At 66.8% G+C, this 13,314-nt stretch carries 10 protein-coding genes and 4 pseudogenes; 10 read left to right on the forward strand and 4 right to left on the reverse strand.

Annotation, left to right across the window (positions count from 1 at the left end; genetic code table 11):
• Positions 1-23 precede the first annotated feature (23 nt).
• Positions 24-620, forward strand: a complete 597-nt coding sequence (locus tag OVY01_RS06050) for a carboxymuconolactone decarboxylase family protein (RefSeq protein ID WP_267846424.1) — start codon at positions 24-26, stop codon at positions 618-620.
• 183 nt (positions 621-803) lie between these two features.
• Positions 804-2,303 carry an argininosuccinate lyase gene (locus OVY01_RS06055; RefSeq protein ID WP_267846426.1) on the forward strand — a complete coding sequence of 500 codons (1,500 nt, stop codon included), beginning with the start codon at positions 804-806 and terminating at the stop codon, positions 2,301-2,303.
• A gap of 60 nt (positions 2,304-2,363) precedes the next feature.
• On the opposite strand, the gene OVY01_RS06060 is transcribed toward OVY01_RS06055, so the two are convergent.
• The 3 genes and pseudogenes from OVY01_RS06060 to OVY01_RS23075 all read right to left on the reverse strand — a co-directional run.
• Positions 2,364-3,740: an MFS transporter gene (locus tag OVY01_RS06060; protein WP_267846428.1), complete on the reverse strand. Its 1,377-nt coding sequence runs from the start codon at positions 3,738-3,740 to the stop codon at positions 2,364-2,366.
• Between the two features lie 132 nt (positions 3,741-3,872).
• Positions 3,873-5,150 (reverse strand): metal-dependent hydrolase family protein, encoded by a 1,278-nt coding sequence (locus tag OVY01_RS06065; RefSeq protein WP_267846430.1) that lies wholly within the window; start codon positions 5,148-5,150, stop codon positions 3,873-3,875.
• 146 nt (positions 5,151-5,296) lie between these two features.
• Positions 5,297-6,829: pseudogene (locus OVY01_RS23075) on the reverse strand (dipeptide ABC transporter ATP-binding protein); the annotation flags it as partial.
• Between OVY01_RS23075 and OVY01_RS06080 the strand changes: the two are divergent.
• From OVY01_RS06080 to cobF, 6 genes and pseudogenes are all read left to right on the forward strand, one after another.
• Positions 6,821-7,024, forward strand: coding sequence for a hypothetical protein (locus OVY01_RS06080; RefSeq protein WP_267846432.1), 204 nt, complete (start codon positions 6,821-6,823; stop codon positions 7,022-7,024). The pseudogene OVY01_RS23075 and the gene OVY01_RS06080 overlap by 9 nt on opposite strands.
• A gap of 314 nt (positions 7,025-7,338) precedes the next feature.
• Positions 7,339-7,983 (forward strand): annotated as a pseudogene (locus OVY01_RS23245) (ABC transporter substrate-binding protein); the annotation flags it as partial.
• 94 nt (positions 7,984-8,077) lie between these two features.
• Positions 8,078-8,424 (forward strand): annotated as a pseudogene (locus tag OVY01_RS23250) (M81 family metallopeptidase).
• Between the two features lie 8 nt (positions 8,425-8,432).
• Positions 8,433-8,561 (forward strand): hypothetical protein, encoded by a 129-nt coding sequence (locus tag OVY01_RS06090; protein WP_267846435.1) that lies wholly within the window; start codon positions 8,433-8,435, stop codon positions 8,559-8,561.
• A 25-nt stretch (positions 8,562-8,586) separates the two neighbouring features.
• A pseudogene (locus OVY01_RS06095) lies at positions 8,587-9,387 on the forward strand (amidohydrolase family protein); the annotation flags it as partial.
• Positions 9,388-9,516: 129 nt separating this feature from the next.
• Positions 9,517-10,314 carry a precorrin-6A synthase (deacetylating) gene (cobF, locus tag OVY01_RS06100; RefSeq protein ID WP_267846437.1) on the forward strand — a complete coding sequence of 266 codons (798 nt, stop codon included), beginning with the start codon at positions 9,517-9,519 and terminating at the stop codon, positions 10,312-10,314.
• Here the strand turns inward: cobF and OVY01_RS06105 are convergent.
• Positions 10,293-10,658 carry a copper resistance CopC family protein gene (locus tag OVY01_RS06105; protein WP_267846440.1) on the reverse strand — a complete coding sequence of 122 codons (366 nt, stop codon included), beginning with the start codon at positions 10,656-10,658 and terminating at the stop codon, positions 10,293-10,295. The genes cobF and OVY01_RS06105 overlap by 22 nt on opposite strands.
• Positions 10,659-10,685: 27 nt before the next feature.
• Here OVY01_RS06105 and OVY01_RS06110 point away from each other — a divergent pair, with 27 nt between their 5' ends.
• Both OVY01_RS06110 and OVY01_RS06115 read left to right on the forward strand, forming a co-directional pair.
• Entirely contained in the window at positions 10,686-11,216 is a 531-nt protein-coding gene (locus tag OVY01_RS06110; RefSeq protein ID WP_267846442.1) for a PH domain-containing protein, read from the forward strand.
• A gap of 499 nt (positions 11,217-11,715) precedes the next feature.
• Complete coding sequence (locus OVY01_RS06115) at positions 11,716-13,314, forward strand: cytochrome ubiquinol oxidase subunit I (protein WP_267846445.1); 1,599 nt, start codon at positions 11,716-11,718, stop codon at positions 13,312-13,314.

Consider the following 13,314-nt stretch of genomic DNA (forward strand, 5'->3'; position numbering starts at 1 on the left):
CTATTTTTCCACAGGAGCCCTGCATGACACACGAAGCCGACGCCCGCGTTCTGGCGAATCTGGAAAGACAGTACCCGCCCGCGCAAGCCTTCCGCCGGTTTTCCCGATCCCATTGGGCCGATGGCGCCCTGAGCAGCCGGGACAAACACCTGATCGCGGTAGCGGTCGCGCAGGTGACGCGGTGCGGGTATTGCATCGCGCACCACGCGTTGCTGGCGCGGGACCTGGGTGCCTCGCTGGCGGAACTGCTGGCGGCATCCTATGTCACCGCCGCGCTGGAATCGCTCGGCGACAGCGAGATTCGCGTCGGCGCGGATCTCGCGGTGACGGCGTCGGATGCGCGCCTCGCCGACGGCCCGATCGCCCGGTCGCGGCATGACTTCGTGCGCGACGTCCTGCAGGACGCGACGTTGCCGCTGTCATTGCGCGGCGTACTGGCCGCCGCCATCGCCTACGCCAAGGGAAACGGGCCATGGCAAGCCGCGTTTCATGCCTTCGCGCTCGATAGCGGCGTCGTTCCCGCCGCGCTGGAGGAAGCGTACGCGGTGGCCGCCGTGATCAGGACGGGCGTGGTGTACGCACACACCCTGGGTCTCGCACGGATCTTCGAACCGCATTGACCGGTTGTGCGGCCGCGCGCCGGCTGCGCGGATTCGCGACACGGGTTGGATCATGGAACCCGGCGCCCGCCGGGCGGTGTGCCAAAGCGCGCCCGGCAGCGTTGTTTGTCGGAATACTGGCGTGCCGCGCCGGCGCTCGGCTTGCTAGAATCGCGCTTGCCGCAACCATCCCATGACACCGCCATGAAACTGCTCATCCGCACGCTTCCCCTTGTCGTTGCGCTGCACGCCGTTGCCGCACTGGCCCAGCAGGCCCCCGGCCGCGACGAATTCTTCTGGCTCGGGGAGATCAACAAGGCGAGCGCGGTGATCAATACCGACGAAGGTCTGCTGGACAAGTCGCTGGCGCCCCGGCTCGCCGCGGGCGTGGCGCAGGTGATCGCCGACGGCAACCAGCCCGGCGCCAAGCGCCCGCGCAACGTCATCACCTTCGAACCGTTGCTGATCAAGGCGGCCGGCGAGGACGTCACATTGCTGCATGCGGGACGTTCGAGCCAGGACATGCTGGCGACCCTGCGTTCGGCGATCCTGCGCGACGACCTGCTGAACCTGGCCGATCAGTTGAACCGCACATCCGGCACGCTGGTCGCGCTGGCGCAGAAATACGCAGCGACGGTCGTGCCGAACTATACCAACGGCGTCGCCGCCCAGCCGAACAGCTATGGTCATTACCTGCTCGGCTATGCGGCGGCACTCGACCGCGACGCCCAGCGCATCCGCGAAACGTATGCGCGGGTCGACCGTTCCTCGATGGGCACCACGGTGCTCAACGGCACCAGCTGGCCGCTGGACCGGGAGCGGATGGCCCGTTATCTCGGTTTTTCGGCGATCGTCGACAATGCGTACGACGCGTCGCAGCTCTCGTCGGTGGACGAACCGGTGGAGGTGGGTGCCATCGTCACCAGCGTGGCGCTGCACACGGGCAGCTTCATCCAGGATGTGATGACGCAGTATGCGGAGTCGCGCCCGTGGATCCTGCTGCAGGAAGGCGGCGTGAACACCTATGTGTCGAGCGCGATGCCGCAGAAGCGCAATCCGGGTCTGCTGATCCGCACGCGCGTCGAGGCGTCGACGGCGATCACCCTGGCGATGGGCGTCGTCATGCAGGCGCACAACCTGCCGCCGGGCATGAGCGACGCGAAGGATGTCGAGACCAATAACGCGATGGTCGGCAGCGCGATCAGCGTGCTCAAGGGCTGGAATACGGTGTTGAACGCGCTGGTCATCAATCCCGACCGCGCGCTGGAGGAACTGAACAGCGACTGGACCGCGTCGCAGGAACTCGCCGATGTACTGATGCGCAAGTACAAGCTGCCGTTCCGCGTCGGTCATCACTTCGCGTCGAACGTCGTGGAATACGCGCGGCAGAACGACATCAAGCCGCTGGATTTCCCGTATGCCGACGCGCGGCGAATCTACGCGCAGACGGTGGCGAACACCCCGTACGCGGGGAATCTGCCGATGAGCGAGACGGAATTCCGCTCGACGCTGGATCCGGTCGCCATCGTCGATCACCGCGAGACCAGCGGCGGCCCGCAGCCTGCCGAAATGGCGCGAATGTTGAAGAACGCCCGCCAGCGCATCGCGCAACAGAGCGACTGGATCGCGGCACGCCGCGCCGCGATCGACGGCTCGCTGGCGAAGCTCGACGGGGACTTCGACACGCTGCTCGCCAGGCGTTGAGCGGGGAGCGGATTGCCCGGCGGACCGCCGTCTCCGGGTGATCCGCCACCGCAGCCGCGCTCAAGCGTCGAGGTCTTGAACCGCGATGTTTTCCAGCGACCGCCCCCTGGTGTTGATGCCCATCACCAGCACCACGAGCGCGCCGGCGACCAGGACGGCAGTGGTGATGCCGAAGACGCCGCCAAAGCCGAATGCGGGAAAGATATAGCCCACCAGAATGGGCGACACGATCGCACCGATGCGTCCCACCGCCGAGGCCGTGCCGACGCCGGTCGTGCGGATCGCCGTCGGGAACACCTCCGCCGTGTAGGCATAGACGCCGGCATAGGTGCCATTCATGAAGAACGACAGGCAGATGCCCGCGGCCATGATGGCCTCGTTGGAGCGCATCATCGTCATCGCCAGCGCGGCCACGCCGCCGAGCACCATGTACGTGGCGATCGTCGCCTGACGTCCGAGTTTTTCATTCAGCCAGGCCGCGGAGAAATACCCCGGGATCTGCGCGACGTAGATCACCAGCGAATAGCCGAAACTCTTGGTGATGCTCATGCCGTGCTGGATCAGCAGACCGGGAATCCAGGTGAAGAACGAGTAATAGCTGAAGGTGATCGCCAGCCACATCGTCCAGGTCATCGCGGTGACCCTGGCCTGTCTGCCGGCCCACAAGGCCTTGAAATTGGCCGCCAGCGACATCGCTGCCGGGGCATCGGCCGCATGCGTCGCATGCCCGGTTTCCGGAGCGGGTGTTTCCAGTACGGCACCGGCCGCGAGCAGTTGCTGTTCGATACGTTGCACCGTGGCCGCCGCCTCGGCGTGCCGGCCCCGGCTTTCCAGCCAGCGTGGCGACTCGGGCAGGGCGCGGCGCCACCACAGCAGCATCAGGACCGGCAGCGCGGTGAGCACCAGGACGATGCGCCAGCCTTGCGGTGTCGCGGGCACGACCAGGTAGCCCAGCAAGGCGGCCGCCACGAAGCCGAAGGAAAAGAATCCGGCGAGCGAGCCGACGAACGTGCCGCGATAACGGCGCGACACGAATTCGGCGAGATAGGGCGCGATGATGGCGCTTTCCGCGCCCGTGCCGAAACCGGCCACGATGCGCGACACGAGAAACGTCGGCCAGCCGTGCGTCATGGCGCTGGCGAGCGACGCGGCCGAATAGATCGCCAGCGCGACCATCATGACCCGGCGCCGGCCGATCAGATCGCCGCATGCGCCGGCGAGCAGCGCGCCGAAGAAATAGCCGATGTAGGTGCCGCTGCCCAGCACGCCCGTCTGCACGCTGGTGAGATGCCAGACGGCACGCAGCACGGGCAGGATGAAGGCCAGTACCGCGGCATCCATGGCGTCGAATGTATAGCCGAGACCGCCGATCACCAACAGCCGGCGATGAAAGGTCGAAAACGGCCAGCTTTCGATCCGGGAGGATAGGTTGGACAAGATTCGCTCGCTGAAAAAGGATGTTTCCGGGAAATCGGGTACGGACGCCGTGCGCGCCCGCGCGCGCCGCATCGCTCGCGAACGAGGGGAAAGGGGCGAGGCGTGAACGGCGACGGGCGGCGGGGACGCGGATCAGCGCGCGGCGGCGGGTGCCGGTGACGGCAGGCGGTTCGAATGAAAACGTCCGCCCTTCATGACGGCGAGCAGCGTGTCGCGTTTCTGGAAGATCGCGAGGTCTTCCAGCGGATTGCCGTCGACGACGATCAGATCGGCATGGGCGCCGGGGGCGATGACGCCGATCTGGCCGGTCTGGTTCATCAGCTCGGCATTCACCGAGGTCGCACTGCGCAGGATATCCGCGGGCTTCATGACCGCCTGGCGCAGCGTCAGTTCCTCGTACTGCGCCGCGTGCATGTCGCCGAGCAGATCGGAACCCAGGCCGATCTTGACCCCCGCGTCCTGGGCGATCCGCAGCGCGACGATGCCCTGGTTCTTCACGCGGTCCGTTTTCTCGAGCATGGCCGGCGACCATCCCAGCTCCTTGCCATGACGCTCGATCGCCGCGTAGGTCGCCAGCGTCGGCACCAGGAAGGCGCCATGTTCGGCCATCACGCGGGCGGCGTCGGCGTCGATCAGGTTGCCGTGCTCGATCGAGCGCACGCCGCAGCGCACCGCCCGCTTGATGGCCTCCGGCGAGTAGGCATGCGCCATCACGTAGGTCTTCGCGGCGGTGGCTTCCTCGACGATCGCGGTCAGTTCCTCGATCGAATACTGGGTGCCGTCGATCGGATCGTTGGGCGAGGAAATGCCGCCGCCCGCCATGACCTTGATCTGCGTCGCCCCCTTGCGGATCTCGTCGCGCGCCGCGCGCCGGACCTCGGACACGCCATCGGCGATGTGTCCGAGAATGCCGACGGAACCGCAGCAGACGCAGCTCATGCCGCTACCGAACGCCGGACGCGTGTCGCCATGGCCGCCCGTCTGGGTCAACGCGCGTCCCGCGATGAACATCCGCGGCCCGGCGAAGTGACCGTCGTTGACCGCCTGCACCAGTCCCGAGTCCGCGCCGCCGGCATCGCGCACGGTCGTATAGCCGCGGGAGAGAATGCCTTCGAGGATCCCTTTAGACTGCGCGGTCACCAGCGACTGCGGCATCAGCGACAATTTGAAGAAATCGGGCGTGGTCGCCGTGGTGTGGACGTGCGCGTCGATCAACCCCGGCAACACCACGCGGCCCGCCAGGTCGAAGATTTCGGTCTCGCCGCCTGCACCCTCTACCTTGCCCGCGTCGCTCGCGCCGAAGGTGACGGCCGCGATGCGGCCCGCTTCGATCACCAGGCTGGCGTTGGGCTTGAGCGTGCCGTCGGCGCTGTCGAACAGCGTGGCGTTCTGAAAAATGATGCGTCGCATGGAAAGCTCCGGGAGATGAGGGATACCATTCTGAACAGCGCGGTTTTTGAGATCAAGGGCAGCCGAACGATTATGCGTTGCCTTGACGCTTATGCGTCGCCTTGACGCGGCGCGGGCATCCGGACGCCGCGCTTGCCTTGCCGGCCTCAGTACGCGCCGCCCACCGGATGCCGCGCCACGAAATGGCTCGCGCCCACCTGCACCAGCGGCGCCACCACCGGTTCGTCGCCGATCGCGCGCACGGGGCTCGGCAGATCGATGGCGGACGGTGCCTATGGGCGCCGCCGCGAGGGATCGGCGATGGGCACCGCGTCCATCAGACGGCGCGTGTACGCATGTTGCGGGTTCTCGAAAATCGCCCGCCGCGGGCCGATCTCGACGATCTGGCCCAGGTACATCACCGCGACGCGGTGGCTGATGCGTTCGACCACCGCCATGTCGTGCGAGATGAACAGGCAGGCGATGCCGAGGTCGCGCTGTAGATCGATCAGGAGGTTGACGATCTGCGCCTGCACGGAAACATCGAGCGCGGACACCGATTCATCGGCCACCAGCACGCGCGGCTCGGTCGACAGCGCCCGCGCGATGCAGATGCGCTGACGCTGGCCGCCCGACAACTGATGCGGCCAGCGCCGCGCCATCGACGCGTCGAGCCCAACCTTTTCCAGCAGCGCTTCGGCGCGGCGCCGCGCGTCGTCGCCCGAGGCGATTCCCTGGATCGCCATCGGCTCCATGATTGCCTCGCCGATGCGCATGCGCGGGTTCAGCGACGCGAACGGATCCTGAAAGATCAACTGGATGCTGCGTCGCAGGAGATGCCGGGCGCGCCGGTCGCCGCGGGTCAGATCGACCCCGTCGAGATACGGGCTGCCGCTTTGCTGCTTGACCAGTTGCAACAGGGTGCGTCCCGTCGTCGTCTTGCCGCAGCCGGATTCGCCGACCAGTCCGAGCGTCTCGCCGGCGTGCAGGTCGAAGCTGACCTGCTCGACCGCGTGTACGCGCTGTCGCACCTTGCCGAAGATACCGCGCTTGACGTCGAAGCGCGTGACGAGTTCCCGCACGCTGAGAATGACCGGGGATGGCGCGGTCACGGCAGCCGCAACGGGCACCGCAATCGCCGCAATCGCCGTCGCCGCCGTCGCCGTCGCCGCCGCACCGGACCGCACGCCGCTGTCCCCTTCGATATCGGCGGTGGCGTCGCGCAGCAAGTCGAACCGCGCGGGGGCGTCGGTGCCCTGCATGGCGCCGAGCTTCGGCACCGCCGCCAGCAGCGCTTGCGTATAGGGATGGGCGGGGGCGGCGAACAGCGGGCGTACGTCGTTTTGCTCGACCAGTTCGCCGTGCCGCATCACGAGCACGCGGTCGGCGGATTCGGCGACCACGCCCATGTCATGCGTGATCAGCAGCACGCCCATGTTCATTTCCCGCTGCAATTCCCGGATCAGGGACAGGATCTGCGCCTGCACGGTCACGTCAAGCGCGGTCGTCGGCTCGTCGGCGATCAGCAGTTGCGGGCGGCAGGAGAGCGCGATGGCGATCATCACGCGCTGGCGCATGCCGCCCGAGAGTTCGTGCGGGTAGCGGCGCAGCACGCGCGCGGCGTCGGGAATGCGCACGCGTTCCAGAATCGCGCGCGCTTCGCGCAGCGCCGCGGCGGCGTTCTTGCGCTGATGCAGCCGTTCGTCGCGAAGCTGGTGCATCTGCGGTGCGATCCGCTGTCGCGCCTGGCCGCCGCCTTCGTCGCGGCGCTGCGCGAGACGCTGGACGACGACGGGTTGGGCCTGGCGGCCGCGCCGGCGCCCGTGCTCGCCATTGACATAAAATTATCGCCGCGCCATAAAAAAGCATACGACCCGGAAAATTGCGACTCATAGAATCGTTCCCGTTGGCCATGCGTGTACTGCGCATGCGTCGGTTCACCCGAGGGAACGTGATGAAGCGAAGAACATTCCTGCTGACGACGGCGGCCACCGCCGCTGCCGCCGCTGCCGCCGCTGCTGCCTCGCTGCCGCGCCCGGTGGCCGCCGCGCCCGTCGTCGGCAAGTTGCCGGTCCTGCGCTATGTCGCGGAAGCGGACCTCACCAGTCTCGATCCGGTCTGGAGCACCGCCTACATCACCCAGATGTCCGCGGAACTCGTCTACGACACGCTGTTCGGTTTCGACGCGCATTACAACCCGCAGTTGCAGATGCTCGCCGATGCGAAGGCCAGCGCCGACGGCCGGCAGTGGACGCTCGTCCTGCGGCCCGGCCTGCTGTTTCACGACGGCACGCCGGTGCGCGCGCAGGATTGCATCGCCAGCATCCGGCGCTGGGGCAGCCGGGACACGCTCGGCCAGAAACTCATGAAGCGGACCGCGGACATCGCCGCGCCCGATGTGCACACGATCGTTTTCAAGCTGAACAAGGCGTTCCCGCTGCTGCCGAGCGCGCTGGGCAAGGTGGCGTCGAGCATGGCGTGCATCATGCCGGAGCGCCTGGCGAAGACCGATGCGCACACGCAGATCGCCGAGGCGATCGGCAGCGGTCCGTTCCGCTTTGCCAAGGACAAGTGGGTGTCCGGGTCCACCGCGGTATTCGAACGCTTCGACGGCTATGTACCGCGTCCCGGCGCGCCCGGCAGCTTCTCGGCGGGCGCGAAGGTGGCGGATGTCGCTCAGGTGGTATGGAAGACGATTCCCGACGTCGCGACGTCGAGCGCCGCGCTGCAGGCGGGCGAGATCGACGGCCTGCAGACCATCAGCAGCGATTTTCTGCCGGTGCTCGCCGCCGACGCGAATCTCGAAATCGTCAAGTCCACGGTCGCGACGATCCCGATCAGGCGCTTCAACGCGCTGTATCCCCCTGCTGAGCGGCGAGGACATCGTCACCGACGCCCGTTGCGCCTCGCCGCTGGCGCTGGGCGAAATGCCGGGTTTCGTCGCCGACATGGACGCCGCCGGGTCCTGGCAGCCACGGTCCGTCCACCTCGCGATGGCGGAGCCGAACGGACCGGTGGAACAGGGGTTTTTCGAGGAAATGTGCGCGGCGTGGCGCGACGGCCTGCGCGCGTTGCGCGCTGCGGTCGACGGCGTGTTCTGCGTGATGCGCGGCGCGGGCGTCACCACTGCCAATCTCGATCCCGAAGGGTATATCCAGGAAATGATCCGCGCGGAACTGGGTGCCGACATCCCGCTGGTGTGTTCGTACATCTGCATGCCCATGTCTCGGATGCGATGGTGCGCGCGTGCGACGCCTTCGTCGGCTATCGGACGAATCCGCACCTGGACATCTGAACGCCTATATGATGGATCAGTCGGCGGATCTGTGGATCGCGCACGATGTCGGGCCGCGCGCGCTCTCGCCACGCATCGGCGGCGTGGTGCAACCGAAGAACTGGTTCATCGACATCGCCACCGTATCGGTGAAGTGAGCCGGCGGGGGCGTGCGACGCGCATGCGCATGTGTTCGGTGCGTTCGATCGCTTCCCGCTCGCCGCCGGGCGCAGCTACACGCCGCCCGTGACGACGCCCGACCAGTTCATCGCGCATCTGGACGCCTTCGGCCTGCGGCGCGGCGTTCTCGTCACGGCCGGCGTCTACGGGACCGACAACACCGCGCTGGTCGATGCGCTGCGTCTGCATCCCGCGCGCCTGCGGGGCGTCGCGGTGGTCGACACGCGTGTGACCGATCGCATGCTGGATGACCTGAGCGAGGCCGGGGTGTGTGCCGCCCGCTTCTATGTCCAGCGCGACGGCGTCGCGCCGCGCTACGTCAACCCGGCGGGCCTTGCGGCGTTGCGCGCGCTGGCGCCGGCGCTGAAGGCGCGCGGCTGGCACGCGCAGGTTCACGTGGGCGCGGCCGACCTCGTCGCGCTCGAACCGGTGCTGCGCGCGCTCGGCATCCCGCTCGTGTTCGATCACATGGGGGGCGCCGCCGGGGCCGACGGCGCCGCCCTGGCCGCGCGCCGCTGTCTGCTGCCGGTGCTGGCCGAAGGCATCGCCTGGGTGAAGATTTCCGGCGCGGACCGGCTCGGCGCGCCGCCGTATCGCGCTCTCGACGCGGGGGTTGCCGCCTTTCTCGACGCGAACGCCTCCCGGGTGGTCTGGGGCAGCGACTGGCCCCATGTCGCCTACGACGAGCAGGTTCCCGAAGACGTCGAACTGGTGGCCTGCATGGCGCGCTGGCTGGCTCCGGGGACGCTGCGACGGCGCGTGCTGGTGGACAACCCCGCGCGGCTGTACGGGTTCGCCGACTGACTGACGCCGTTGCTATAATCGCCCGGGACAAGCCGCGTCGGGTCGACCGTCATCGAGGGTCCGCCCCCGTCCGCCCCCGTCCGCCGGCGCCCGCAATGTTTTTACGCACGAATGACGACAACATCACAGATGAAAAAGATTCTGATCATCGGCATCGGCGCGGGAAACCCCGACTATCTGACGGTTCAGGCGATCACGGCGCTGGCGCAGGTCGACGTTTTCTTCATCATGGACAAGGGCGCGGCGAAGGCGAAGCTGATCGCCTTGCGCACGCACATCATCGAACGCTTCGCCCGGGCGGGACACCACCGCGTCGTCGAAGCGACCAATCCCGAGCGCGGCGCCGACAATGGCGATTATCGCGCGGCGGTGGATCAGCTGAATCAGGACAAGCAACGGATATTCGAGCGGTTGATCGCGCGGGAGATGGCGCAAGGCGAATGCGGCGCGTTTCTCGTCTGGGGCGATCCGGCGCTGTACGACAGCACCATCCGCATCGTCGAGGCCATCGCAAAAAGTGGCCGGCAGGCGCTCGAATACGACGTCATTCCCGGCATCAGCAGCGTGCAGGCGCTGACGGCGCGGCACCGGATCCCGCTCAATCTCATCGGCCGCTCGATCGAGATCACGAACGGGCGGACCATCGCGGCGGGTTTTCCCGCGGGCATCGACAGCGTGGTCGTGATGCTCGACGCCCAGGACAGTTACCTGAAACTCGCCGACGCGGATCTCGATATCTACTGGGGCGCCTATCTCGGCACGCCGGACGAAATCCTGATGTCCGGCAAACTGGTCGAGGTCGGCCCGGAAATCGCGCGCGTGCGCGCCGCGGCCCGCCGCACGCATGGGTGGATCATGGATACCTATCTGCTGCGCAAGCGGGACCCGCATGACGGCGCCACCGTTCATTTGACGGCGAACGAATAGTGTCCCTGCGTCCTGTGCCCGTCGCGGGCCACGGCGACCCAGGACACCGTATAGCGTCCCGACGGCAGGGGCTGCAAGGGGACCGAGACGTGCTTGCCGTTGGCCGTGTCCGCCGCGGCTTTGCCGCGCGTGACCGAGCGTCCCCGCGCATCGGCGACGGCGATCGACGTGAACGCGGCGTCGACGCTTTCGTCGAAATCGATTGCGACCTCCCGCGGCGCGGTGGCGAGCGTCTGTCCGGCGCCGGGCGCTTCCTGTGCCGGATGCGCGTGCGCCGTCGCCAGGCGTGCGCCGGTCATGATCAGCGCAGCGGCGAGTGCGCGCGCGGGGGAAATACGATTCATGGTTTTTATCCTGGGATTGACACGGACATGACACAGCTTGACCTGATGGCCAATGACGCCGCCGCGCAAACGATCATCTTCAAGGGCGCGCCGTCGCAGGTCGTGAACGCGGCGGCGATTTTCAAGGGGGTGGCGGCCATCGTCGTGATCCTGGCGGCCACACTGTATGCCTCGGGGCAGCGCTGGCAGGTGCCCTGGGCCATCCCGGTGATCGCGGTACTGGTCGTGATGGCGGGTGTGGGTATCGCCTGCCTGCGGACCGCGTTCACCGAAATCATCATCGACACCGAACGCATCACGCTGCGCCAGGGCATCTTCAACAAGCGGATCTCCAGTCTCGAACTCTTCCGCATCCAGGACCTGACCTCCTACCACCCTTGGTGGCAGCGCGCGTTCAATGTGGGCACCATCGTCGTGATGACCAGCGATTCCAACAATCCGGTCTGGCGTCTGAACGGCATCGTCGACGCCGAGGCGATGCGCGCGGCGCTCAATCACGCGGCGATCGCCCTGCGCGATCGCAAGGGCATTCGCGAAGTCAATATGGGCCGCGTTTGACGCGCGCCGTCGCGGCTCGCCCCGCCGGCGTCCCCCGCGCGCGCTCGGGGCAAGGTCGCCCAAGCCGGCCGGTCCCTCGCGGGATGGCCCGCCCAGATCCGCGGATGACTCGCCGCGGCGTACAGGCCGGTGAAATCGCTCGCGGTCAAAGGGCGCAGGGCGAGCGTCGGGCCGGCCAGGGTGGGTTGATCGTCGAAAACGGCGGAGGCCATCGATTTTTCCTTTGTTCGCGTGTCGGGTTGCCGGCTCCGCGTTCATCCTAGCGCATTTCCCCGCGTATTTCCCCCCTCCCGCCAGAGCGCTCGTCGGACGGCGACCCGGTGCGGGTCGGCGGGCGCCGCGCCCATGCCATCGTCCCCCCGTGTCAATTGGACGCAAGGCGCGCCGGGTGCGCCCTTGATCCAGATCAATAAACCGTGGATTCATCCGCGCATACTCCGGTCGGTCTTTCAGAAAACGCATATTTCAGTGCGTTGTTTCGTTACCGGGGTATTACGCCATGGTTGATTCAACCGTCGTCGAGTTGTCGCGCATCCAGTTCGCGGCCACCGCGCTTTATCACTATCTGTTCATTCCCGTCACCCTCGGCATGACGTTTCTGCTCGCCGCCATCGAAACCGTCTATGTGGTGAGCGGCAAGCCGATCTACAAACAGATGGCCCAGTTCTGGGGCAAGCTTTTCCTGATCAACTTCGCGCTCGGCGTGGCCACCGGCCTGACGATGGAGTTCGAGTTCGGCACCAACTGGTCGTTCTATTCGAGCTTCGTCGGCGACGTGTTCGGCGCGCCGCTCGCCATCGAAGGTCTGATGGCCTTCTTCCTCGAATCCACCTTCATCGGCCTGATGGTCTTCGGCTGGGAGCGGCTGGGGCGCGGCAAGCATCTTGCCATCACCTATCTGGTCGCGCTCGGCTCGAACCTCTCGGCGTTGTGGATTCTGGTGGCCAACAGTTTCATGCAGTCGCCGCACGGCCTGGCGTTCGATTACCACACGCTGCGTCTGCAACTGACCAGCTTCGGCGATCTGTTCTTCAGCCCCGAGGCGCAGGCGAAATTCGTGCATACCAGCGTTGCCGGCTACGTCACCGCGGCCATCGCCGTGTGCGGCATCAGCGCGTTCTACATGTACCGCAATCAGCACGTCGAACTGGCGCGGCGCTCGTTTCGCATCGCGACCGTTTTCGGCATCCTGTCCACCGCCGGCGTCATCACGCTGGGCGATGCGCTGGGCTTTGTCGGCGGCAACGCGCAGCCGGCCAAGCTCGCGGCCATGGAAGGATTGTGGCAACCCGCCAAGGCGCCGATGGCGTTCAATGTGTTCGCCCTGCCGTCGCAGCATGACGAGATGAACTACGGCGAGATCCAGGTGCCGTACGTGCTGTCGATTCTCGAAACGCACTCGCTGACCGGCGTCGTGCCGGCCATCGCCGACCTGATCAAAATCGCCCAGGTGCGCGTGCGCAACGGCGTGCCGGCCGTGCAGGCCCTGCAGACGCTCGCGACCCGGCCCGACGACGCCCAGGCGCTCGCGGTCTTCGAGGAACACAAGGCCGACCTCGGCTACGGCTTTCTCGCGCAGCGCTACGCCGAGGATCTCTCGACGCTGACGCCGGCCCAGGTGAAGCAGGCCGCGAACGATTCGATCCCGCCCGTGGCGCCGGTGTTCTGGTCGTTCCGGATCATGGTGGGTTTCGGCGTGCTGATGCTGGCCTTCTTCGTCATGGCGGTGATCTTCAGCGTGCGCAACGACGTGCACCAGCGCCGCTGGTTCCTGCGTCTCGCGCCGTGGATGATTCCGGTGCCGTTTCTCGCCAACGAATGCGGATGGATCGTCGCCGAGGTGGGCCGCCAGCCGTGGACCGTCTACGGCGTGCTGCCCACCTGGATGTCGGCCTCCACGCACAGCGTCGGCTATATGGTGTTCTCGCTGATCGGGTTCGTCTCGCTTTACACGATCTTTATCGTCATCGAAATGTATCTGATGCTCAAGGCCATCAAGCAGGGGCCCGATGCGGTGCATGGCGCGCACGTGCCGCTGGCGGACCTGCTGCCGGGCTTCGCCGGCATGGCGGCGATGAATTCGCGCAAGGAGATTTGA

The organism is Robbsia betulipollinis (assembly GCF_026624755.1).
GTDB classification, from domain to species: domain Bacteria; phylum Pseudomonadota; class Gammaproteobacteria; order Burkholderiales; family Burkholderiaceae; genus Robbsia; species Robbsia betulipollinis.